General features: G+C 71.6%; 23 protein-coding genes and 1 pseudogene. 12 read left to right on the forward strand and 12 right to left on the reverse strand.

The features are described from left to right. Window positions 1–9: 9 nt before the first annotated feature. A complete protein-coding gene (locus AB0I28_RS01480; protein ID WP_357488707.1) occupies window positions 10–528 on the forward strand; it encodes a DinB family protein in 519 nt (172 codons plus the stop codon). Window positions 529–609: 81 nt separating this feature from the next. Further along, window positions 610–2,127: an alpha-N-arabinofuranosidase gene (locus tag AB0I28_RS01485; RefSeq protein WP_357488708.1), complete on the forward strand. Its 1,518-nt coding sequence runs from the start codon at window positions 610–612 to the stop codon at window positions 2,125–2,127. Window positions 2,128–2,167: 40 nt separating this feature from the next. Here AB0I28_RS01485 and AB0I28_RS01490 read toward each other — a convergent pair whose 3' ends face one another. From AB0I28_RS01490 to AB0I28_RS01500, 3 genes are all read right to left on the reverse strand, one after another. Beyond that, window positions 2,168–3,136, reverse strand: coding sequence for an NAD(P)-dependent alcohol dehydrogenase (locus AB0I28_RS01490; RefSeq protein ID WP_357488709.1), 969 nt, complete (start codon window positions 3,134–3,136; stop codon window positions 2,168–2,170). 289 nt (window positions 3,137–3,425) lie between these two features. Further along, entirely contained in the window at window positions 3,426–4,967 is a 1,542-nt protein-coding gene (locus tag AB0I28_RS01495) for an FAD-dependent monooxygenase (RefSeq protein ID WP_357488710.1), read from the reverse strand. 79 nt (window positions 4,968–5,046) lie between these two features. Next, a complete protein-coding gene (locus AB0I28_RS01500; protein ID WP_357488711.1) occupies window positions 5,047–5,676 on the reverse strand; it encodes a TetR family transcriptional regulator in 630 nt (209 codons plus the stop codon). Between the two features lie 44 nt (window positions 5,677–5,720). Between AB0I28_RS01500 and AB0I28_RS01505 the strand changes: the two genes are divergently transcribed. Further along, a complete protein-coding gene (locus AB0I28_RS01505; RefSeq protein WP_357488712.1) occupies window positions 5,721–5,852 on the forward strand; it encodes a hypothetical protein in 132 nt (43 codons plus the stop codon). A 29-nt stretch (window positions 5,853–5,881) separates the two neighbouring features. Further along, window positions 5,882–6,058, forward strand: coding sequence for a hypothetical protein (locus tag AB0I28_RS01510; protein WP_357488713.1), 177 nt, complete (start codon window positions 5,882–5,884; stop codon window positions 6,056–6,058). Between the two features lie 4 nt (window positions 6,059–6,062). Here the strand turns inward: AB0I28_RS01510 and AB0I28_RS01515 are convergent, their stop codons facing one another. Further along, window positions 6,063–6,536, reverse strand: coding sequence for a pyridoxamine 5'-phosphate oxidase family protein (locus AB0I28_RS01515; protein WP_357488714.1), 474 nt, complete (start codon window positions 6,534–6,536; stop codon window positions 6,063–6,065). 56 nt (window positions 6,537–6,592) lie between these two features. Further along, on the reverse strand, window positions 6,593–7,243 hold the full coding sequence (locus AB0I28_RS01520; protein WP_357488715.1) for a TetR/AcrR family transcriptional regulator: 651 nt from the start codon (window positions 7,241–7,243) through the stop codon (window positions 6,593–6,595). 239 nt (window positions 7,244–7,482) lie between these two features. Here AB0I28_RS01520 and AB0I28_RS01525 point away from each other — a divergent pair, with 239 nt between their 5' ends. The 5 genes from AB0I28_RS01525 to AB0I28_RS01545 all read left to right on the forward strand — a co-directional run bounded on the left by AB0I28_RS01525 (window position 7,483) and on the right by AB0I28_RS01545 (window position 13,232). Further along, complete coding sequence (locus AB0I28_RS01525) at window positions 7,483–8,652, forward strand: acyl-CoA dehydrogenase family protein (RefSeq protein ID WP_357488716.1); 1,170 nt, start codon at window positions 7,483–7,485, stop codon at window positions 8,650–8,652. A gap of 32 nt (window positions 8,653–8,684) precedes the next feature. Further along, window positions 8,685–10,217 carry a long-chain fatty acid--CoA ligase gene (locus AB0I28_RS01530; RefSeq protein WP_357488717.1) on the forward strand — a complete coding sequence of 511 codons (1,533 nt, stop codon included), beginning with the start codon at window positions 8,685–8,687 and terminating at the stop codon, window positions 10,215–10,217. 81 nt (window positions 10,218–10,298) lie between these two features. Next, window positions 10,299–11,297 carry a LacI family DNA-binding transcriptional regulator gene (locus tag AB0I28_RS01535; RefSeq protein WP_357488718.1) on the forward strand — a complete coding sequence of 333 codons (999 nt, stop codon included), beginning with the start codon at window positions 10,299–10,301 and terminating at the stop codon, window positions 11,295–11,297. An 89-nt stretch (window positions 11,298–11,386) separates the two neighbouring features. Continuing rightward, entirely contained in the window at window positions 11,387–12,649 is a 1,263-nt protein-coding gene (locus tag AB0I28_RS01540) for a PHB depolymerase family esterase (RefSeq protein WP_357488719.1), read from the forward strand. 85 nt (window positions 12,650–12,734) lie between these two features. Further along, complete coding sequence (locus AB0I28_RS01545) at window positions 12,735–13,232, forward strand: GNAT family N-acetyltransferase (protein ID WP_357488720.1); 498 nt, start codon at window positions 12,735–12,737, stop codon at window positions 13,230–13,232. A 293-nt stretch (window positions 13,233–13,525) separates the two neighbouring features. Here the strand turns inward: AB0I28_RS01545 and AB0I28_RS01550 are convergent, their stop codons facing one another. The 3 genes and pseudogenes from AB0I28_RS01550 to AB0I28_RS01560 all read right to left on the reverse strand — a co-directional run bounded on the left by AB0I28_RS01550 (window position 13,526) and on the right by AB0I28_RS01560 (window position 15,814). After that, window positions 13,526–13,648: a hypothetical protein gene (locus tag AB0I28_RS01550; RefSeq protein WP_357489323.1), complete on the reverse strand. Its 123-nt coding sequence runs from the start codon at window positions 13,646–13,648 to the stop codon at window positions 13,526–13,528. 450 nt (window positions 13,649–14,098) lie between these two features. Further along, a pseudogene (locus AB0I28_RS01555) lies at window positions 14,099–14,761 on the reverse strand (ice-binding family protein); the annotation flags it as partial. Window positions 14,762–14,968: 207 nt separating this feature from the next. Further along, entirely contained in the window at window positions 14,969–15,814 is an 846-nt protein-coding gene (locus AB0I28_RS01560) for an alpha/beta hydrolase (RefSeq protein ID WP_357488721.1), read from the reverse strand. Between the two features lie 65 nt (window positions 15,815–15,879). Here AB0I28_RS01560 and AB0I28_RS01565 point away from each other — a divergent pair, with 65 nt between their 5' ends. After that, a complete protein-coding gene (locus AB0I28_RS01565; protein WP_357488722.1) occupies window positions 15,880–16,665 on the forward strand; it encodes a TetR/AcrR family transcriptional regulator C-terminal domain-containing protein in 786 nt (261 codons plus the stop codon). Between the two features lie 32 nt (window positions 16,666–16,697). Here AB0I28_RS01565 and AB0I28_RS01570 read toward each other — a convergent pair whose 3' ends face one another. Continuing rightward, on the reverse strand, window positions 16,698–17,639 hold the full coding sequence (locus tag AB0I28_RS01570) for a LysR substrate-binding domain-containing protein (RefSeq protein WP_357488723.1): 942 nt from the start codon (window positions 17,637–17,639) through the stop codon (window positions 16,698–16,700). Window positions 17,640–17,738: 99 nt separating this feature from the next. Here AB0I28_RS01570 and AB0I28_RS01575 point away from each other — a divergent pair, with 99 nt between their 5' ends. Continuing rightward, window positions 17,739–19,055, forward strand: coding sequence for a D-arabinono-1,4-lactone oxidase (locus AB0I28_RS01575; protein ID WP_357488724.1), 1,317 nt, complete (start codon window positions 17,739–17,741; stop codon window positions 19,053–19,055). Further along, window positions 19,055–20,236: an amino acid deaminase/aldolase gene (locus AB0I28_RS01580; RefSeq protein WP_357488725.1), complete on the forward strand. Its 1,182-nt coding sequence runs from the start codon at window positions 19,055–19,057 to the stop codon at window positions 20,234–20,236. The genes AB0I28_RS01575 and AB0I28_RS01580 overlap by 1 nt, the downstream gene beginning before the upstream one ends. Here AB0I28_RS01580 and AB0I28_RS01585 read toward each other — a convergent pair whose 3' ends face one another. The 3 genes from AB0I28_RS01585 to AB0I28_RS01595 are packed head-to-tail and all read right to left on the reverse strand — an operon-like array spanning window position 20,237 to window position 22,311. After that, window positions 20,237–21,100, reverse strand: coding sequence for a haloalkane dehalogenase (locus AB0I28_RS01585; protein WP_357488726.1), 864 nt, complete (start codon window positions 21,098–21,100; stop codon window positions 20,237–20,239). Window positions 21,101–21,115: 15 nt separating this feature from the next. Continuing rightward, window positions 21,116–21,499 carry a TIGR03618 family F420-dependent PPOX class oxidoreductase gene (locus tag AB0I28_RS01590; protein ID WP_357488727.1) on the reverse strand — a complete coding sequence of 128 codons (384 nt, stop codon included), beginning with the start codon at window positions 21,497–21,499 and terminating at the stop codon, window positions 21,116–21,118. Continuing rightward, window positions 21,496–22,311 (reverse strand): NAD(P)H-binding protein, encoded by an 816-nt coding sequence (locus AB0I28_RS01595; RefSeq protein ID WP_357488728.1) that lies wholly within the window; start codon window positions 22,309–22,311, stop codon window positions 21,496–21,498. Before AB0I28_RS01595 ends, AB0I28_RS01590 begins: the two co-directional genes overlap by 4 nt. Window positions 22,312–22,479: the final 168 nt, after the last annotated feature.

Here is a 22,479-nt window from a genome sequence, read left to right on the forward strand (position 1 = left end):
ACTCCCGCCATGAGTTTCACCGCACCCCAGGTCCGGCGCGCGGAGCCACTGCAAGCGGGCGGCGAACGCGCCATGCTGGAGAGCTTCCTCGACTACCACCGCGACACGCTGCTGCACAAGTGCTCCGGCCTCGACACCGAGCAACTGCGGACGGCGCCGGTGCACGCGTCGAGCCTCCGCCTGCTCGGACTCGTCCGCCACCTCGCCGACGTCGAGCACTACTGGTTCGGTGTGGTCCTTCACCACGCCGCGGACCTCCCCTTCTACGGATCCGAGGACAATCCCCGCGTCGACCTCGACGAGGCCGAACACGCCGACCCCGCCGAAGCCTTCGACCGCTACCGCGCGGCCGTCGTATTCGCCCGCGAGACCGCCGACGGATACGCGCTCGACCACGTCTTCGAAGACCACGCAGGGCAGCCGACCAGCCTGCGCTGGATCTTCCTGCACATGATCGAGGAGTACGCCAGGCACAACGGCCACGCCGACCTCCTCCGCGAGAGCATCGACGGGGTGACCGGGGAGTAGACCTCGCCAAGGGGACCCGGCGCCGGTGCGGCCGAAGCGAACCGAGACGATGCCGAACAACCCGCCAAGGAGGCCAACGCCATGCCGGCACCCCACAACGCACGCCTCACCCTCGACCCCACCGCCCCGTCCGCCCCGGTCGACCCGCGCATCTTCGGCGCCTTCGTCGAACACCTCGGCCGCTGCGTCTACACCGGCGTCTACGAACCCGGCCACCCCACCGCCGACACCGACGGCCTGCGCACCGACGTCCTCGACCTCATCCGCGAACTCGGGCCCACCATGCTGCGCTACCCCGGCGGCAACTTCGTCTCCGGCTACGACTGGGAGGACGGCGTCGGCCCGAAGGACGAACGCCCCCGCCGGCTCGACCTCGCCTGGCGCACCGTCGAGACCAACCAGTTCGGCCTCGGCGAGTTCATCCGCCTGTGCCGTGCCACCGGCACCGAGCCCATGATGGCCCTCAACCTGGGCACCAGGGGAGTCGCCGAGGCGATCGCGCTCGCCGAGTACTGCAACATCCCCGGCGGGACCGCCCGGTCCGAGCTGCGCCGGGCGCACGGCGACGCCGAACCCTACGGTATCGGTCTGTGGTGCCTGGGCAACGAGCTCGACGGTCCCTGGCAGATCGGGAACAAGACCGCCGAGGAGTACGGGCGGTTGGCCGACCAGACCGCCCGCGCGCTGAAGATGATCGATCCGGGCCTCGAACTGGTCGCCTGCGGCAGTTCGGGTCGGAGCATGCCCACCTTCGGGCAGTGGGAGGCGACCGTCCTGGAGCACGCCTACGAGTCGGTGGAGTTCATTTCGGCGCACGCCTACTACGAGGAGACCGACGGTGACGTCGACAGCTTCTTGGCCTCGGCGGCCGACATGGAGTCCTTCATCGCGGGCGCGGTCGCCACGGCCGACGCGGTCGGTGCGCGCCTGAAGAGCCGCAAGCGGATCAACATCTCCTTCGACGAGTGGAACGTCTGGTACATGGGCCGCTGGCACGCCGAAGGCGTGCATGAGGAGCCGTGGCAGGTCGCGCCGCGTCAGCTGGAGGACGTCTACAGCGTCACCGACGCCGTGGTCGCCGGGAGTCTGCTGATCACCCTGCTGCGCAACGCCGAGCGGGTCACCGCCGCCTGTCTCGCCCAGCTGGTGAACGTGATCGCGCCGATCATGACCGAACCAGGCGGGCCCGCCTGGCGGCAGACCATCTTCCACCCGTTCGCCGAGGCGTCCCGGTACGGCCGCGGGCGCGTTCTGACGGTCAATGTGGACAGTCCCGAGCACGACACCGCCAAGCACGGCACCGTTGCGCTGCTGCACGCCACCGCCGTCGCCTGCGAGGACGGCTCGACCTCCGTGTTCGCCGTCAACCGTGACACCGCGCGGCCGTTGACCTTGACCGTCGACCTTCGGGCCGGCGGACCGCACGGAGCGGTCACCTGCTCGACCCTTGCCGACCCCGATCGGCACGCGCGCAACACGATGGCCGAGCCGGACAGGGTCACGCCGCAGTCGAACAAGGACGTGCGCGTCGAGGCCGGCCGCGTCGAGGTGACGCTGCCGCCGCTGTCGTGGAACACGATCCGGATCGCCGCGGCCTGAGGCGGGGGGAGGGGAGACCGGCGACGGCCTCCCCTCCCGATCACGGTGTCAGCACGACCTTCCCGCGCGCGTGCTCGGTCTCGGTGCGGCCGATCTCCGCGGCGGTGTCGGCGAGCGCGGCGGTCTTCTCGATGAAGGGTTCGAGCCTGCCTTCGGCGATCAGGCCCGCGAGATGGGCGAGGTCGGCGTTGTCGCGGCCGGCGGCCAGCGGACGCAGCCGCTGCTTGACGAACGGGGAGGTCGCCAGCATCCCGAGGACCCGGGGGAAGGGACCGGCGAAGCTGTCGGGGTTCCCGCCGACGGAGACGTAGGTTCCGCGTTCGGTGAGGACCCGCCGGATCGCGCTGACGGAGTGGTTGCCCGCGATGTCGATGACGGCGTCGTAGCGCTCCTTGCCGAGGGTGAAGTCCTCGTGCGCGTAGTCGATGACGCGGTCGGCGCCCAGGGAGGCGACGAGTTCGGTGTTGCGCGTGCTGCACACCCCCGTGACCTCGCCGGCACCGAGCACTTTGGCCAGTTGCACGGTGAAGGTGCCGACCGATCCGGTGGCACCGTTGACGAGGACGCTGTGGCCGTCGGCGACTCCGGCGGCGCGCAGCGCCTGGAGCGCCGTCGACGCGCCGACGGGGAGCGTCGCGGCCCGCGCGAAGCCGACTCCGGGAGGGATGGCCACCAGGTGCTTCTGCGGTGTCGCGACGTACTCGGCGAAGCCCTTCTGGTCCACCTCGCCGAAGACCTCGTCACCGACGGCGAAGGCGGTGACGTCCGGTCCGACGGCGGCGACCGTGCCGGCGACGGCCCGGCCGAGGATGAGCGTGCGCGGCCGCTTCAGGCCGACGGCGAGGCGGATCAGCGTCGGCCGGCCGCGCATGAAGATGAGGTCGGCCTTGTTGAGGCAGGCCGCGGCGACCTTCACCAGGACCTTGTCGCCGTCGGCGACGGGATCGGCGACATCGGTGTAGCGGAGATGTTCGGGTGGTCCGTAGCGATCTTGGACGATGGCCTTCACGGGCACTCCTGTGTTGCTGTGGAACCGGCTGAAGCCGGTTCTCCCCCCTGCCTCCACTGTGGGCGCGATGCGGCCCGCGTGACAGGAGCCGAACGGGCAGAGCGCCCGCGACCTGCCGGGCCTGAGTGCAGTGTTCCATGGTCTTTCGCGCTGTCGGGGCGAATGGAACGAGAGCACGGCCCGACACCGGATCGAGATCACGCTGGAATGGGTGTCCTCATGGGGACTCGACACGCACCCCTGTGCCCCCGCCGTGCCCCGGACGGTCTGAGAGACCGCGCCGGCGGCATCACCCGAACCATCGCTCGACGGCCGCGCGCAAGGCCTTCAACTCGGCCTCGCCGGGACGTGGCGACGACGACGCCCACGCCACATAGGAGTCGGGCCGAACGAGCATCGCCGTGAAAGCCTGCCCGCCGACGGCTCCGCCGGCGACCACCTCGACGCGCCCGTCCGCCGACGCCATCGCGGCCGCGGCCGATCCGTCCTCGGTCAGGTCGATCAGCAGGGGCCGCCCGGTGGCGCTGTGCTCGGCCGGTCGGGCCGTCCCGCCGGATGCAGGTGGCTCCAGGTCCGGCGCGAAGGTCCCGACGAGCGGATGCGCGCCCTCGTCGCCCATGTCGTAGCGGACGTCGGCCCCGGCGGTGAGCTCGGCGAGGCGGCGGACGGTCCCCGGGTCGGTCAGCAGTTCGCCGAAGAGTTCGCGAAGCCCGGTCACCTCGGCGCCCGGCGCGATGAGCGCCGACTGCGCCCGCGCGTTCATCACCATGCGCCCGGCCGCCCGCCGCCGCTCGGGCTCGTAGGTGTCCAGCAGGCCCGCCGGCGCGGTTCCGCCGACGGCCGCGGCGAGCTTCCAGCCGAGATTGACCGCGTCCTGCAGACCGAGGTTGAGGCCCGGGCCGCCACCGGAGGCGAAGATGTGGGCGGCGTCGCCGATCAGGAACACACGACCGTCACGGAAGCGCTCGGCAAGGCGCGTGTTGCCGCCGTGCAGACGGCGCAGCGCATGCGGTCCCGCGCCCTCCGGCGGGCCGATCGGCACGTCGGCGCCGAGCACTCGCCCCACGCTCGCCCGCAGCTCGCCGAGGGTCATCGGATCCTCGCCGCCGGGGCCGTCCCACTCGGTGGTGGAGATCAGCGGGGGGTGGCCCGGAAGCGGCGCGTAGGAGAAGCCGCCGCGCTCGGTCCGGTGCGGCAGGAACGGCCGGACCGGACCGTGGCCGGGCACGTTCAAGGCGCCCGAGGCCGCGTCGATCCAGTCGGCGGGCAGGCTCACGTGCGCCGAGCGCAGAGTCGAGCGATCGTGCGTGACCCCCGGGAACCCGATGCCGGACAACTTGCGCGTGACACTGTGCGCCCCGTCGGCGCCGACCAGGTACCGCGCACGCAGCCGGTAGCCTCCTTCCGGACCGTCCACATCGACGCTCACCGCGCCGGCGTCCTGAGCGAGACCGGTGACCCGATGCCCGCGCCGGATCTCGGCCCCGAGTTCGAGGGCGCGCTCCTCCAGCACCTCGACGATCCGCCGCTGCGGCACCGCGAGCCCGAACAGCGGGCTCTCGTCGAGCAGACTCAGATCGAGACCCAGTGCCCCGAACATGAAGTACGCCGAGTTCGCCCTCGGCGGACGCGGGCCACCACCGAGGCGCTCATGGAGGCCGCGGCGGTCGATCAGCCGGACCACCTGACCGAGCAGCCCGTTCGCCTTCGGTTCGGCGCTCGGTTCGGTGAGCTCCTCCAGCACCATCGGGCGAACCCCGGCCAGACCCAACTCGCAGGCCAGCATCAGGCCGTTCGGCCCGCCTCCGGAGATGACGACGTCGACGGTCATGGTCTGCTCCTCTCACTGAAAATGGGCACGACGGGGCAGCCCGGCGACCACGCCGGGCTGACTCGCCGAAGATGATGGGTTAGGGGACCGGAAGGCCCGAGGTAACGGCGGCGAACACCTCGCGCAGCAGCGTTTCGAGCGGCATGGAGGCATCGGCGCGCAGGCAGTGCTCGACCGCGACCGCGCTCGCCGCGCCGACCACGGAGGCGACCAGTCTCGGGTACACGTCCCGCGACGCGTCGAGGCCGGTGCGCTCGGCGATCGCCAGGGCCAGCTCCTCCTGCGCGGCGGCGTTGGCCTTGAGGACCTCGCCGTGCAGGGCGGGTTCGCTCAGCACCAGTAGCAGTGCCTCGCGCCAGCGACGGTCCTCCGGGCTGGGCGTGCCGTCTGGGACGTCCGGCGCGAACTGGGACCGCACCGCGATCACGATGGCGTCCCACAGGGGCTCGCCCGCCGGGCGTGCCCGCAGTTCGTCGGCGATGCGCATGGCACGGTCGAGGTGGCCGGCGGCGATCGCCTCGGCCTTGCCCGAGAAGTAGTTGCGGAAGGTCCGCGCCGAGACGTCGGCGGCCGCCGCGATCTCATCGACCGTCACGTTGTCCCATCCGCGTTCGACGCACAGCCGGATCGTGGCCCGGCTCAAGGCCAGGCGGGTCTCCCGCTTCTTGCGCTCGCGCAGGCCGGTGGCCTCGCCGTCGTCGGTCGCCATGACACCAACGTAGCAAAGCTTGCCAATATTGCAAACTTGCCAGAATGGAAAGTTTTTGGATCTCGATGGGCGCGGGCATCGCCGTCGACACCGCCTTGGAGTACCCCGAGCTGGTCACCGCCGTGGTCGTCACGGGCGCCGGCACCAGCGGCCGTACTTCGCCGATACACGGCTGACGGAGCGCGCCGCCGGGATCGAGGTGCCGGTGCTCGCCGTCCACGGAGTCGCGGACTCCGCCGATCACATCGGCACGGCCGAACGGCTCGTGGAGACCGTCGCCGACGGCCGTTCGGTCTTCGTTGAGGACGCCGCGCACTACCCGAACATGGAGCGCCCGCAGACCTACGACGAGACCCTGGCCGCCTTCCTCAAGGGACTGTGACGGCTCAGGGCAGCCGTACGGTCAGGCGCGAGTCGTGAGCGGGCCCCAACTCGGGATCGCCGCCCCTGATCAGGATCGAGTGCTCCAGTACGGTCGCGCGGTAGAGGCGGAACAAGGCCGGTGCGCGCAGCTCCTCGGGGCCGAAGCGCCTGCCCTCGGGCAGTTTCGCGTTGAAGAGGCCGACGGCCGCCGCCAGCTCGCCGTCCGGCACGGGCGCGGCTTCGGCGGACATGTAGACCGCCTCCGCCGTGCCGATCGCGCACCGGGAGTCGAAGATGGTGATGGCCACTCGCGGGCGGACCGCGATGTTGCGCGAGTGGAGTGTCTCGGGTGAGGACACCCAGTAGAAGTCGTGGTGGCCGTCGGGGGTGTAGAAGACCGGGCTGACCCACGGCTCGCCCGCGGCGTCGGCGGTTCCCAGCGCCATGTACGTGTTCTGGGCGATCAGTTCGCGCGCGATGTCGGCGTGCTTCGACACGGCCGGACTCCTCCCGTGGATGCCAGTGCGGACACGCGAACCGTATCGCGTGGACCCTATTCCGGTGGCGCGGTCAGCTGGGCGTACCGGGCGGCAAGGCCGTGGAGGAGCGCGTCGAGGCCGATCTCGAAGGCGCTGTCGTCGACGCGCTCGCGAGCCTCGGCGAGCAGGTGCGCCTGGTCGAGGTGCGGATAGGCGCCGTTGTAGAGGCCCGCGTCGTCGGGGAAGGCCGCCGCGAAGGATCCGAGCGCCGAACCGGTGACGAAGTAGCGCATGATGGCGCCGACCCGGGTCGCCTGCCCGTTGGGCCAGCCGGTGGCGACGAGTCCGCCGAAGACGGCGTCGGCGATGCGCAGGGCGTTCGGCCGGCGTCCGAATCCGACGGCCAGCGCGGGCACGATGTTGGGGTGCGCCGCGAGCGCGCGGCGGTAGGAGCGCGCCCACTCGCGCAGGGCGCCGGGCCAGTCGCCCCGGTCGCCGAGACCGGCGAAGGCGCTGATGTCCACTTCGGACAGCACGGTGTCGACGGCGGCGTCGATGATCTCGTCCTTGGTGCCGAAATGGTTGTAGAGGGCCGGTCCGCTCACTTTGAGGCCCGTCGCCAGGCGCCGGGTGGAGACGGCGTCGAGGCCTTCGGCGTCGATGAGGGCGAGCGCCTCGGTGACGATGAGGTCGCGGCTGAGCAGCGGCCGGCGGGGTCGGCCCACGGCAGGCTCCTCTCGCGATCACGGGTTCGGACGGCTCATCCTGCCATCGGGTCTTCCCAGGACCGCCGTCGAGGACTAGCATCCGAAATTAGCACTGCTAATTTTAGCCTCCCTGCGACGGTGGGCTCGATGCCGCGCGGCTCCGCCGTGCCCTCGGCCCCGATGACCCTGGCCGCGTTTCCAGCGGCCGCACCCGCGCCGGCGCAGCCGCCGGCGCCGCCCGAAGGAGCTTTGCGACCGTGGACTTCTCCCTCACATTCGAGCAGCGCGCGATCCGCGACACCGTCCGCGACTTCGTCAACAAGGAGGTCCGGCCGCTCGAAGCCGAAGTGCTGCGCCGGGAGCGGCGGCACGAGCCCGGTCTCGAACCCGGTGAGCTGCGCGAACTCCAGCTCAAGGCGAAGGAGTTCGGCTTCTGGGGTCTGGCCACGCCCGAGGAGTACGGCGGGATGGAGCTGCCGGCGATCACGCAGTCGCTGATCTTCACCGAGCTCGGCCGCACCTTCGTGCCCTTCGTGTTCGGCGGCGACGCCGACAACATCCTGTTCTACGCCGACGAGCGGCAGAAGCGCGAGTACCTGCTGCCGACGATCGCCGGCGAGCGGCGCTCCTGCTTCGCGATCACCGAGCCGGGCGCCGGCTCCGACGCCGCCAACATCAAGCTTTCGGCGCGTCGCGACGGCGGCGACTGGATCCTCAAGGGCGAGAAGACCTTCATCACCGGCGGCAACGAGGCCGACTTCGCCATCGTCATCGCCGTCACCGACAAGGAGAAGGGCGCCCGCGAGGGCGCGACCGCCTTCCTCGTCGACCGCGACATGGGCTGGACCTCGGAGTTCATCCAGACCATGGGGGAGGGCGGCCCGGCCTCGCTGATCTTCGACGACGTCCGGGTGCCCGCCGAGAACATCCTCGGCGAGGTCGGGTCCGGCTTCAAGCTGGGCATGGAGTGGATCGGCAAGGGCCGGTACCTGATCCCCTCGACGGCACTGGGCATCGCCGAGCGCGCCCTCCAGATGGCCATCGAGCACGCTTTGAACCGCGAGACCTTCGGCAAGCCGATCGCGGTCAACCAGGCGATCCAGTGGATGATCGCCGACTCGGAGGTCGAGCTGGAGGCCGCGCGCCTGCTCATCCTGCGCGCGGCGTGGATCGTCGACCAGGGCGGCGATCCACGCCACGCCTCGGCGATGGCGAAGCTCTACGGGGCCGAGATGGTCAACAACGTCGTCGACCGCGTGATGCAGATCCACGGCGGCATGGGGTACACGCGCGAACTGCCGATCGAGCGCTGGTACCGGCAGGTCCGCCTGTTCCGGATCTTCGAGGGCACCGACGAGATGCAGCGCCTGATCATCTCGCGCGACCTCCTGCGCGGTTACACCAAGCTCGGCCAGGAACCGAGCTAGCTCCGCTACCGCCCACAAAGGAGTCACCGCCCATGGCCACCCTTTCCCTAGCCTCGATCCTCGCCGAGTCGGCGCTTCGCCGCCCCGGCCACACCGCCGTCATCGAAGGGGAGCGGCGCCTGTCCTACGCCGAGCTGTGGCTGCAGGCGCGCGGGCAGGCCGCGGCTCTGGCCGCCCTCGGCGTGCGGCCCGGTGACCGGGTCGCGCTCATGGCGCCCAACACCGTCGAGTTCCCGCGCGCCTACTACGCGATCCTCGCCGCCGGCGCGGTCGTCGTCCCGATCCACCTGCTGATGGGGCCGGAGGAGACCGCGCACGTCCTGCGCGACAGCGGCGCGAAGCTCCTGCTGTGCCACGCGGCGGTCCTGGCCGGCGGCGCGCAGGCCGCGATCGCCGCCCGGGTCCGCCTGATGGCGATCGGGCCGCCGGCCAGCGCGCCGGGCGTCGACGGGCGGCTCGAAGACCTCGCCGAGACGACCCCGCCGCCGTCCACCCATGTCAGCCGCGCGCCGGACGACCCGGCCGTGGTGTTCTACACCAGCGGGACGACCGGGGTGCCCAAGGGCGCGGTGCTCACGCACCTCAACCTCGTCATGAACGCCACCGTGAACGCCTTCGACTGCCACGACGTCCGCCGCTGCGACGTGGCGCTCGGCGCGCTGCCGCTGTTCCACACCTACGGGCAGTCGGTCAGCATGAACGCGACCTTCCGCCTCGGCGCCACGATGGTCCTGCTGCCGCGTTTCCAGGCAGCCGAGGCCATCGCGCTGATGATCAAGGAGGGTGTGACCATCTTCCACGGCGTGCCGACGATGTTCCACGCCCTCAGCGCGGCAGCCGAGGACGCCTCCGAGCTGCCGCGTCTGCGCCTGTGCATCTCGGGGGGAGCATCCTTGCCGGGACCGGTTCTCGAACGCTTCGAGAAGAGCTTCGGCACCGAGGTCTACGAGGGCTACGGCCTCTCGGAGACCTCGCCGACGGCGACGGTGAACCAGCCGGTCTTCGGCCGCCGTGTCGGCACGGTCGGCCATCCCGTCTGGGGCGTGGACGTCGAGATCGCCCGCGCGGATCTCGAGGAGGAGATCGAACTCCTGGCGGCGGGGGAACTCGGTGAGATCGTCATCCGCGGCCACAACGTCTTCGCGGGCTACCTCGACCTGGCCGAGGCCACCGCGTCATCGCTTGTGGACGGCTGGTTTCGCACCGGGGACCTCGGCACCCGAGACGCCGACGGCTTCGTCGCCGTCGTCGACCGCAAGAAGGACATGGTCATCCGCGGCGGCTTCAACGTCTACCCGCGTGAAGTCGAGGACGTCCTGCTGCGCCACCCCGAGATCGCCGAGGTCGCCGTGATCGGCCTGCCCCACCCCGTCCACGGCGAGGAGATCTGCGCGGTGGTCGTCCCGGCGGGAGAAGAGCGTGAGGCCGAGACGCTGGTGGAATGGGCCCGCGACCGCCTGGGGCCCCTGCGATACCCCCGGCGCGTCGAGTTCGTCGACGAGCTCCCGCTGGGACCGAGCCTCAAGGTCCTCAAGCGCGAGCTGCGGGCGAGGTACAGCGGCTAGCAGCGGGAGGTCGCCGCGCCTCGGCCCGCGCGGCGACCTCAGCACGACGCTCAGGCCGCGCGCGGGACCTAGACTGTGCCGATGACCTCCGGCCGCCGCGACCTCACCGTCGCGCGGATCGCCGCGCTCGCCGGGGTTTCGGCGCCGACCGTCTCGCGCGTGGTCAACGGCCAGCCCGGCGTCGCGCCGGCGACCCGCGAACGCGTCGAGGAGGTCCTGCGCGAACAGGGCTACCGCCGTCCCGAGGTCGCGCCGGCCGCGGTCCTCGAACTCGTCTTCCACGCCCTGGAGAGCCAGTGGGCGCTGGAGATCATCCGGGGGGTCGAGCACGCCGCCCGCGCGCACGGCCTCGCCGTGCTGCTCACCGAGATGCAGGGCCGCCTCACCCCGGAGAAGGCCTGGACCGAGCAGATCCTGGCGCGCCGGCCGACCGGGGTGGTCGCCGTGTTCTCCGAACTCACCGTCGCCCAGCAGTCCCGGCTCGCCACGCAGGAGATACCCCTGGTCGTCGTCGATCCCACCGGGGAACCTCTGCACGAGACGCCATCGGTCGGCGCGACGAACTGGACCGGGGGACTGTCGGCGACCCGGCACCTGCTCGGCCTCGGCCACCGCCGCATCGCCGCGGTCGGCGGCCCCGTCCGATGGCCGTGCTGCCGAGCCCGCCTCGACGGGCACCGCGCTGCCATGGACGCCGCCGGAGTGCCCGCCGAGCTGATCCGCGAGGAAGTCCTCTACGTCGAAGGCGGCCTGCGCGCCGCCCGCGAGCTGCTCGCCCTGCCCGAGCCGCCCTCGGCGATCGTGTGCGCCAACGACCTGCAGGCCATGGGCGTCTACCGGGCCGCTCGCGAGGCCGGCGTGCGCGTCCCCGAGGAGCTGAGCGTGGTCGGCTTCGACGATCTCGACTTCGCCGCCTGGGCCGGTCCTCCGCTGACCACCGTCCGGCAGCCGCTGTTTCGCATGGGCGCGACCGCTGTCGACCTCGTCGCCGAACTCGCGGCCGGCCGAAGGCCGGAGGAGCACCGTGTCGAGCTCGGCACGACCCTCGTGGTCCGGGAGAGCACCGGCCCCTTGCTCTGAGAAACATTTCAGAGGATGATGTGAAACATTTCCATCCGGTTCCCCGTGCCGGACGTGTTGGGCGTCCCGGCCGACCGACGGGAGTCACCATGCACCGCATCAGCGCGCTTCTGCGCGGACTGCTCACCGCCGTCCTGTTAACCGGCGGCATCGTCGCCGCCACCTCCTCGCCCGCTTCGGCGGCCGCGCTCACCGAGGTCACGAACTTCGGCGCCAATCCCACCGGCCTGCGCATGCACCTCTACGTGCCCGACTCGGTCACGACCCGCCCGGCCGTCCTCGTCGCCATCCACTACTGCACCGGCTCAGGCCCGGCGTTCCACTCCGGCACCGAGTTCGCCGCGCTGGCCGACCAGCGCGGATTCATCGTCGTATATCCCTCGGCCACCCGCTCGGGCGCGTGCTTCGACGTGTCCTCCCCGGGAGCCCTGCGCCACAACGGCGACAGCGACCCCGTCGGGATCGTGTCGATGGTCTCTTACGTCCTGCGCACCTACAACGCCGATCCCGCGCGGGTCTTCGCCACCGGAGCCTCCTCCGGCGCCATGATGACCAACGTCCTGCTGGGCGACTACCCCGACGTCTTCAAGGCCGGCGCCGCCTTCATGGGCGTCCCCTTCGCCTGCTTCGCCACCACCGACGGCTCGGGCTGGAACAGCGCCTGCGCCAACGGCCAGATCAGCAAGTCCCCGCAGGAATGGGGAGACCTCGCCCGCGCCGCCTACCCCGGCTACACCGGTGTGCGGCCCCGCATGCAGCTGTGGCACGGCACCCTCGACGACATCCTCCGCTACCCGAACTTCGGCGAGGAGATCAAGCAGTGGACCAACGTCCACGGGGTCGGCCAGACACCGTCCTACACGGACAGTCCACAGCCGAACTGGACCCGCACCCGATACGGCGGCACCGGGACCACGGCTCCCGTCGAGGCGATCAGCGTCGCCAACACCGGCCACAACCTGCCGCAGGGCGGCATGGCCGCGGCCGTGCTGGCCTTCTTCGGCCTCGACGGCGGAACCACCCCGCCGCCGGCCGGCGCGTGCCGGATCACCTACACGGTCAGCTCCTGGAACACCGGCCTGACCGCGAGCGTCACGATCGCCAACACCGCGGCGACATCCGTCAACGGATGGGCCCTGGCCTTCACCCTGCCCGCCGGGCAGACGATCACCTCGGGCTGGAACGCCGCCTACTCCCCGGCCGGCGGTCAGGTCACCGCCCGCAACGCCTCCTACAACGCCGCGATCGCGCCCGGAGCCTCGGTGAACATCGGGTTCCAGGCGACCCACACCGGCAACACCGGTGAACCGTCGGCCTTCACCCTCAACGGCACCGCCTGCACCGTCGTCTGACGACCGCACCCGCACCCGCCGGCCGGACTCCCGGCCGGCGGGAGCGCACTTGCCGCCGGACCGCCTCCGCGCCAAGATCGTCCCCATGGACGCCACACTCCGGTCCGCCGACGGCCTCGATGCCGCCTTCCTCACCGACATGCTCGTCGAAGCCGCCGACTGGCGGCACCAAGGCCCACCCGACCCCGAACGCGAGAGGCGCGCGCTCGCCGACGTGAAGGCCGCGCGATATGTCGAGGGCTGGCAGCGCGCGGGCGACCTGGGCGTGGTGGCGGTCGACGCCGACGGACGTCCCGTCGGCGCCTGCTGGGCGCGACTGTTCACCGCCGCCGAGCCCGCCTACGGCTACATCGCCGACGACGTACCGGAACTGGCCATCGGCCTGGTGCGGGAACGGCGAGGCGAAGGGCTCGGGCGCGTCCTGCTGCGCGAACTGATCACGCGGGCGCGGGGGACCGGCCACGCCCGGATCTCCCTCGCGGTCGACGACGACAACCCCGCGCTGCGGCTCTACACGGGCGAGGGCTTCGTCGTGACCGAGAGGCGGCCGACGGCGGTGACGATGGTGAGAGGCCTGGCGTAGCGCGGAACCGGCGCGAAGCACCATCTCGTCCACGGACGGGCACGGGCCTTCACGCTGCCCGCGGGTCAGACGATCACCGCGGGCTGGAACGCCACTCACTCGCCCGCGAGCGGCCGGGCCACCGCCCGCACCGTCGTCTGACGGCCGCCGTTCTTTCAAAGAGTCGGCCGGCGCTCGAACGGAGACGCCGCGGTCGGCTGACCGCGGCGTCTCCAGAGTCCCTTGGAGGACCCCGTCAGTGCATCCACTCCGCCGCCGACGGAGAGGTCGTGCCGTTCACCCCTGCCGTTCGGTCAGGCCTCGTCGCGACGACCGCGCCGCACGCTGGTCGCCACGAGCGCGATTCCCACGACGAGCGCCGCGAGCGCGGACATGATCAACGGCAGGTTCATCGGGTCCCCGGTCACCGGAAGCATGTCCGGCCCCGATCCGTTATCGCCGCCGGGTCCACCCGGGCCACCCGGTCCACCGGGTCCACCCGGTCCGGACCCACTGGGTCCGGGCCCGCCCGGGCCGGAACCGCTGGGCGTCACCGGTACCGAACCCGACGGGCTGATGCTCGTCGTCGGGCTGGCGCTGATGGACGGTGATGGGCTGCTGGGTGCCGGGCTGCTCGGTGCCGGGCTACTGGGTGCCGGGCTGCTGGGTGCCGGGCTACTGGGTGCCGGGCTGCTCGGAGCCGGACTGCTGGGCGCCGGACTGCTGGGTGATGGGCTCCCGCTCGGCGACGGTGAGGTGCTGGGTGACGGACTCACGCTCGTCGACGGGCTGCCACTCGGAGACGGGCCCTCGCATGTGGCGTCGGTGAAGACGTTCGTGTCGAGAGTGACCGACCCGTTCCGGGCGAGAGCGCGTCCCTGGACGCTGGATCCGTTGTTGACGGTGATGGACGTCAACGCCATCATCGTTCCGACGAAGGTCGTGTCGGTGTCGAGTGTGGCGGAGCTGCCGATCTGCCAGAACACATTGCACGCCTGCGCCCCGTTGATGAGGGCGACCGTGCTGTTCGGAGCGGTGATCAGGGTGGATGCGATCTGGAAGATGAACACCGCGTTCGGATCGTCCTCGCCGTCGAGCGTCAGCGTTCCGGTGATCCCGATGGCGCCGTCCGCCTTGTAGACGCCGGGCGCCAGCGTGAGCCCGCCGAGGTCGACGGCGATGTTGGCGTCCGGCGCCTGTCCCGCGGCGTTGTTGTACGCCGTGGTGAGGTCCGCCTGCGCTTGGAGGGCGTGAGCGTCGGTCGGGTGCACGGTTCCCAGGACGGTTCCGGGCGGGAAGCCCGTGATCGAGGTGCCCGGGCTGACACCGAGGTCTCCGGACAGGACCGACAGGCCCGTGTTGGTGACGGATTGGCCGCCGAGCACCGAGTAGCTGTCCGCATTGCCGAGACCGACCGCCGTGCCGATCGCCTGCGCACTCGGGACCGCGAAGATCAAGACGATCGCCCCAGTGATGGCCAGGGCGAGACCACCGCCGGCGCGCAGCCCCCTCTCATGCCCTCGAAGCTGTCCGAAAAGCCGTCTTGTCACGAGTCCTCCTCAGGCTCCTCCGTCTCGGGACGGTATGTGAGCAATTCGACCATAGGGCATCTGAGGTGCAAATCCGATAAACTAGTCTAAAAGTGACACAGCTCGAACATCACATTGGACGTTCGCAGGAAGGGCGTGGCGTTGCCTGCTGTCCTCGTCTCCGGGTCGGGGCGCGGGGCGTCCGGTCGCGCCCGGTGAAGGGCCCGCTCACCCCGTGAGTCGCGCCTCCAGCCAGGGGCGCAGGACCGGCAGGGCGTTGCCCGGTTGCATGGCCGCGGTGTGGTCGAGGCCGTCGAGGATCTCGACCTCCCACCCGGCGGCTTCCAGGCTCGGCCTGTTGGTGTTGGTCGCCCCGGCGATGTCGACGGTCACGCCGCCCCACTTCTCGCCGTAGACGATGGTGTCGGCCGAACCTGCGAAGCACAGGCGCGGCAAGGTTAGCCGGGACTGTGCTGCGCGGTCGTCGAAGCCGTCGAGGGCTTCGTAGAGGGTGACGAACTGGCGGGTCTGGTCCTTGCTCAAGGTGACCTCGGCGGCCGACCAGTCGAACTCCTCGCCGCCGGAGGGGGCGGCGGGAGGTTTCGGTGTGCCGCCCGACATGTCGTGGGTGGCGTTGGTGACCCGGAGCATCTCGGCGTAGGGCCCGCCCTGCGGCGGGAATCCGCCCATGACGAGCGCGTCGAGCCGGTCGGTGCGCAGGGCCAGCTGGAGTCCGCTGAGGGCCAGCCAGGAGTAGCCGTAGTAGGCGAAGCGCGCGGCGCCGGCGGCGTCGGCGACCGCGAGGAAGTCGGCGGCGATGTTCGCCGGCGTGAGCGTCGCCGGTTTCGGGTGGGCCATGACGTGGGCTTCGTAAGGGAAGGCGACGACGGTGAAGACGTCGGCGAGCCCGTTGACGAGGGTGCGGCCCAGTTCGGGGTCCATGCCCCAGCGGCGCAGCTCCTCGGCCTTCGCCGGGTCGGCGGGCGCGGGGTCGACGGGCAGCAGCACGGTCGGTCCCGTGCCCTGGACGGTGAGTTCGACGGTGTTCCCGTCGTGCAGTTCGGCGGTGGTCACGCGCTCCTCCTATAATTCCTTAGGCCTTAAGGAAACGATAGCTTATGGCATAAGGAGTTCGCATCGTGAGTAACCTCGCCGGCCAGGGTGACCCCGCCGTGTCCATGTCGCTGCTGTGGGCCCCCGCCGGGGACAGGGCGACCGCGACGCCGGGGCCGAAGCCGGGACTGAGCGTCGACCTCATCGTCGAGGCCGGCATCTCCGTCGCGGACACCGCGAGCATGGCCGGCCTGTCGATGCGCGCGGTCGCAGAGCGGCTCGGCCGCACGTCGATGGCGCTGTACACCTACGTCCCCGGCAAGGCCGAGCTGCTCGATCTCATGTACGACCGGGCGCATGCCGAACTCGGCGGCCCGCGCCCGCCCGAGGACGGCTGGCGGCCGGGAGTGCTGTCGTGGGTCGCCGAACTCAAGGAGTTCTACCTGCGGCACCCCTGGGTGCTCCAGGTCTCCTACGCCCGCGCGGTCCTGGGCCCGAACGAGCAGGCGGTTCTGGAAACACTGCTGGACGTGCTCTTCACGACCGGGCTGCCCGCCGACGTGCTGCGGGGCGTGGTCGGCTCGCTGTTCCACTATGTGCGCGGCTTCGCGCAGACGATCGCCGAGACCGCGCTGGCCGCCGCGACCCAGGAGGACTGGTGGCGCGAGCGGTCCGGCATGCTCGACGAGGTCGCGCCCGACTTCGCCGAGCGCTTCCCCCTGTCGGTGCGCCTCGGCCGCGAAACGGCGGCGGGGGGCGGGGGAAGGGAGTGGTCGTGGGAGCGGCAGCTCGACGCGACCTTCGACGCCGGGCTGACCGTGATCCTGGACGGGGTGGAGGCGGCGGTGCGGGCGCAGGGGGTGCGGAGGTGACCGGCGCACCGGCCGGCCTCTCCCACCGCCCCCTACCGCCTCGCGTCGGCCGTCGAGGTCCCCTCGATCAAACCCACGATCCCGGCCTCGGCTTCCCGCACGTCCCTGGCGACGTCGGCGAACCACGCGACACCCGGGCTTCTGCGGCCTTTGCGCCAGGCGACGGCCAGCCGTGAGCCGGACACGCCCGTGATCGGCACGTACCGCAGCCCACCGCGCCCGGCGTAGCGCTCGATCCCCGCGACGGTGACGGCGACGGCCACACCGGCGGCGACCATCTCCAGCTCCTCGCTCTGCGAGGAACTGCGCACGACGCGACGGGGGAGCGCGGGGTCGCGGTGGGCTTCGAGCGTCCAGTACCCGAACCACAGCGGATCGTCGCAGCGTCCGGCCACGATCGGCTCGGCGGCGACCTCGGTGGCGGTGACCTCCGTGCGCGCGGCGAAGGGATGGCCGAGGGGGACGGCGACGACGAGCGGTTCGGTGAACAGCGGCTGCGACTCGACGTCGGGCGCCGAGACCGGCAGGCGGATGAGGGCGACGTCGGAGCGGTCGTCGGCGAGGCCCGCCGTGGGGTCGCCGAACCCCGACTCGTGCATGTCGAGGGTGATCCCCGGATGCCGTTCGGCGAACGCCCGCAGGAGCGGCGTGGTCAGTTCCAGCGCGGCGCCGATGACGAACCCGAGCCGCAGCGTCCCCGCTTCACCCTGGTGGACACGGCGGGCGGCGTCGACCCCTGCCCCGATGGCGGCGAGCGCCTCACGCGCCGAGGCGAGGAAGACCTCCCCGGCCTCGGTGAGGGCGACCGCGCGGGTGGTGCGCCGCACCAGGCGGGCGCCGACCTCGTCCTCCAGCTCGCGGATCTGCTTGCTCAGCGCCTGCTGGGTGAGGAACAGCCGCGCGGCGGCACGGCTGAAGTGCAGCTCTTCGGCGAGGGTCACGAAGTAGCGCAGCCGGCGGCTCGACACATCCACAACCACAGATTGTAAGTCGTGGCGGGAATGGTTGTTTCACTCCGCTCGCCGGCCCTGCGAACGTTACCCGCATCACACCATGGTGACGAGGAGACGAACATGGCCCGAACCGGAGCCGAATGGCGCAACTGGAGCGGCGGCGTCCGGGCCCGCCCGGCCCGCGTGGCCGCGCCCGCGACCACCGCCGAGGTCGCCGACGCGGTCAAGTCCGCCGCTCGCGACGGCCTGCGCGTCAAACCCGTCGGCTCGGGCCACTCCTTCACCTCGATCGCGGCCACCGACGGCGTCCAGCTGCGTCTCGACGGCCTCGACACCGTCAGCTCCGTCGACCCCGCCACCGGCCTGGTCACCGTCGGCGGCGGCATCTCCCTGCACCGCCTCGGCCCCGTCCTCGCCTCGCACGGGCTCGCCATGGAGAACCTCGGCGACATCGACCGCCAGACCATCACCGGTGCCATCTCCACCGGCACGCACGGCACGGGCGCCGCCTTCGGCGGTATCGCCACCCAGGTCCGCGGGCTCGAACTCGTCCTCGCCGACGGCTCCGTCGTCCACTGCGACGCCCATGAGCGGCCCGAACTGTTCGCCGCCGCGCGGGTCGGGCTCGGCGCGCTCGGCGTCATCACCGCCGTCACCCTCCAGTGCGTCCCCGCCTTCGCCCTCTACGGCGTCGAGGAACCGCTCCCGCTCGACGAGGTCCTCGACGACATCGACGCCCTGGCCGACGGGTACGACCACTGGGAGTTCTTCTGGTTCCCGCACAGCCGGACCGCGCTGACCAAGCGCCACACGCGGCTGCCCGCCGACACCGCATTGCGGCCCGTCGGCGCCGTGCGGCACCTCGTCGACGACGAACTGCTCAGCAACGTCACCCTCGGAGCGCTCATGCGCGTCGGCACCGCCTTCCCGCGCACCATCCCGGCTCTCACCCGCTTCGCGAGCCGGGCACTGTCCCGCCGTGAGTACACCGACCTGTCCCACAAGGTCTACACCTCCCGCCGCGCCGTGCGGTTCTTCGAAGGCGAGTACGCCGTACCGCGCGAACACGCCGCCGAGGTCCTCCGCGAGATATCCCGCTGGGTCGACGCCCACGACGAGAAGATCTCCTTCCCCCTGGAGGTCCGCTACGTGGCCGCCGACGACATCCCGCTCGCACCGACCTACGAGCGCGACAGCGTCTACATCGCCTTCCACCAGTACCACCGGATGCCGTACCGGCGCTTCTTCGACGCGATGGAGGACATCCTCGGCGCGGTCGGCGGACGCCCTCACTGGGGCAAACTCCACCGCCTCGACGCCGAGGCGCTGCGCGGCCTCTACCCTCGCTTCGACGAGTTCACCGCCCTGCGCGCCGAACTCGACCCCTCCGGCCTCTTCACCAACGACTACCTCGACCGCGTCCTGGGGAGGCCGTGATGGGTTTCGCCGAACTCGAACGCGCCACCGCCCACCTCCAGGCGCCCTTCGCCGTGGTGGACCTGGACGCCTTCGCCGCCAACGCCGCCGACATGGCCCGCCGCGCCGGCGGGAAACCCATCCGCGTGGCCAGCAAGTCCGTCCGCTGCCGCGCCCTGACCAAGGCCGCGCTCGACCTGCCCGGCTACCGGGGAATCCTCGCCTACACCCTCCCCGAGGCCCTGTGGCTCGCCTCGGACTTCGACGACGTCGTCGTCGCCTATCCCACCGTCGACACCACCGCCCTGCGCGAACTCGGAGCCTCGGCCGCACTCGCCGCCCGCGTCACCGTCATGGCCGACGACCCGGCCCAGCTCGACCTGATCACCGACGCCGCCGGCCCGAACGCGCACCCGATCCGTGTGTGCCTCGACCTCGACGCCTCCCTGAAACTCCTCGGCGGCCGCGTCCACATCGGAGCCCGCCGCTCGCCCGTCCACGGCCCCGCCGCCGCCCGCGAACTCGCGCGAGCCGTCCTGGCCCGCCCGGGCCTGCGCCTGGTCGGCGTCATGTCCTACGAGGCGCAGATCGCCGGGGTCGGCGACAACGCTCCGGGCAAGCCGTTCACCCGGACCGCAGTACGCACGGTCCAGAGCGTCTCCCGGCGCGAACTCGCCCGCCGCCGCCGCGCCGCGATCGCCGTGATCGGGGAACTGGCGCCCCTGGAGTTCGTCAACGGCGGCGGCACCGGCAGCCTTGAGTCCACCACGGTCGAAGACGCCGTCACCGAGCTCGCCGCCGGTTCCGGGCTGTACGGGCCGGCGCTGTTCGACACCTACCGGGCATTCCGGCCGCGCCCGGCGGCCTTCTTCGCGCTTCCCGTCACGCGCCTGCCGGGGCCCGGTGTCGCCACCGTCCTCGGCGGCGGCTGGGTCGCCTCCGGCGCGGTGGGCCCCGATCGGTTGCCGACCCCGGTGTGGCCGCAAGGGCTGCGGCTGACGTCGATGGAGGGCGCCGGCGAGGTCCAGACCCCGCTGACCGGTAAGGCCGTGGCGGGGCTGCGCGTCGGCGACCGCGTGTGGTTCCGTCACACCAAGGCGGGGGAGCTCTGCGAGCACGTCAACGTCCTTCACCTCGTCGAAGGCGACGAGGTGAAGGAGACGGTCGCGACCTACCGGGGGGAAGGCCACGCCTTCCTCTGATCAGCGCAGGCCGTGCTCTTCGGTCCACGCCCTGATCGAGTCGGCGATCTCCCCCGGACGGTCCTCGGGGGTGTGGTGACCGGCGGGCACGTCGTGGTGGGCGATCTCGAGCGCGGCGAAGTTCGCCGAGCACCAGTCGATCATCTCCCGGTGCAGCATCGTGCCCGGCCCGGCCGCGAAGGTGATCAGCAGCTTCGGCACCTCGGGGCTCGCGGCCAGCCACTCGCCGTAGGCGTCGACCCGGGCGACGACGTCGGCGGGTTCACCGCCGAGCGGCATCGACCGTGCCCACCGCAGGATCGGCAGGCGGCTGTCACGGGTCGGGTACGGCGCGCGGTAGGCCGCGGCGTCGGCTTCGGAGATCTCCCCGGCGACCGTCCCCGACAGGTCGAGGAAGAGGTTCTGGTCGAGGAGCATCGACTCGCCGACACCGGGCGTCTTGATGGCCGCGAACAGCTCGCGGCCCCCCTCGGGGAACTCCGCCCAGTCCATCGACTTGACGATGGTCTCGGTGACCGCGATGCCCTTGATCCGGCCGGGGGCGCGGGCGGCCAGGTCGAAGGCGAGCGCTCCGCCCCAGTCGTGCCCGACGAGGACGGCCTCATCGAGGCCGAGGGCGTCGAACCAGGCTTCGAGGTAGCGGGCCTGGTCGTCGAAGGAGTAGCCGATCGCGGGTTTGCCCGACTCGCCCATGCCGATCAGGTCGGGGGCGAGCAGGCGGCCCGGCCCGCCGACCGCGGGCATGACCTCGCGCCACAGGTGCGAGGAGGTCGGGTTGCCGTGCAGGAACACGATCGGCGTCGCGGAGCCGGAACCGAGTTCGCGGTGGAACATCGTGGAGTCGAGGACGTCGGTGCGGGGCATGGCGTTCCTTCGGGGTCAGGTGTTGAGACTCATGGTCCGGTCGACGGCGATCTCGATGAGCACGCGGCCGGGAGGGGCTGGGGGAGCGGAGCCGTAGCGCCGCGCGTATCGGGCCGCGGCGTCGGCGACGCGGCCGGCGTCGGAGGTGACCGTCGCGGTGCCCTCCAAGGTGAGCCAGCGGAAGCCGTCGACCTGGCAGAGGCCGACGCGGCCGTTCCGCCGGAGGTTGGCGACCTTGCGGGAGCCGCCGACGGTCAGGATCCGGGCGACGCGGGCGACGCCGTCCCAGGTGAAGCGAACCGGTGCGGTGTGCGGTGATCCGTCGGGCCGCAGGGTGGTGAACGCCGCCACGCGCGATTCGGCGAGGAAGTCCGCGGCGGTCCGCGGGAGCGGCCTCACCGGAACGCGAGGGCGTGGTGTGCCGCCCACACGGCGAAGGTGCCCGGCGCACGGCCGAGGACGGCTTCGGCATCGGGGCTGACGGCCTGTTCGGCGGGCGTCGGCTCGCCGAGGATGCCGAGCGTCGCGGTGACCGCCTGCCGCGGCATGAAGGCGAGCATTCGCGCGGCGGCCTCGTCGCGGGTCAACTCCGTGAAGGCGATCGGCTCGCCGATGGCCTCGGCGATCAAGGCCGCTCGCTCGCGTGGTGTCGTGGCGGCCGGGCCGGTGAGCACATAGGTGCGTCCACTGTGGCCGGACTCGCGCAGGACGGTGGCGGCGACCGCGGCGATGTCGGCCGGGTCGATGAAGGGGAGCGCGATGTCGGCGAAAGGCGCCGCGGCCGCGCGCGCGGTGCGGATCGACGCGGCCCACGCGAAGGAGTTCGACGCGAAACCGCTCGGTCGCAGGATCGTCCAGTCGAAGCCGGACGCCCGGACGGCGTCCTCGAAGGCGCGCGGGTGGCCGAAGGCGTCCGGGCGGGTGCCCGCGCCTTGGGAGGAGAGCAGCACGAGCCTTCGCACTCCGGCGGCCTTGGCCGCGTCGAGGATGGCATGGGGGTCTTCGCCCGCGACGAGGAGGAACAGCGTCTCGCCGCCCGCGAAGGCCGCGGCGAGGGTGGCGGGCTCGCCGAGGTCGGCCGCGCGGTGGGTGACGCCCTCAGGGAGGTGGGCGGCGGTGCGGGAGACGGCGGTGACGGTCTCCCCGGCGTCCGCGAGCTGCCGGGTGATCAGGCGTCCGACGTTTCCAGTGGCTCCGGTGACAGTGATCATCACAAGTCCTTAGTTAGTTAACTGACTTACTCCTGTCGAACGGTAGCCCATCTCGCCGCCTGGATCCAAGGATGTGAGTCAGGTAACCAAGTCGGGTTCGGCGCTGTCGATGACCGCCGTCTCCGCCGTGATGCCGGCCCGCATGGGCGCGCCGCTCGACGGGCGAGC

Source organism: Phytomonospora sp. NPDC050363, from assembly GCF_040655735.1.
Taxonomy (GTDB): Bacteria; Actinomycetota; Actinomycetes; order Mycobacteriales; family Micromonosporaceae; genus Phytomonospora.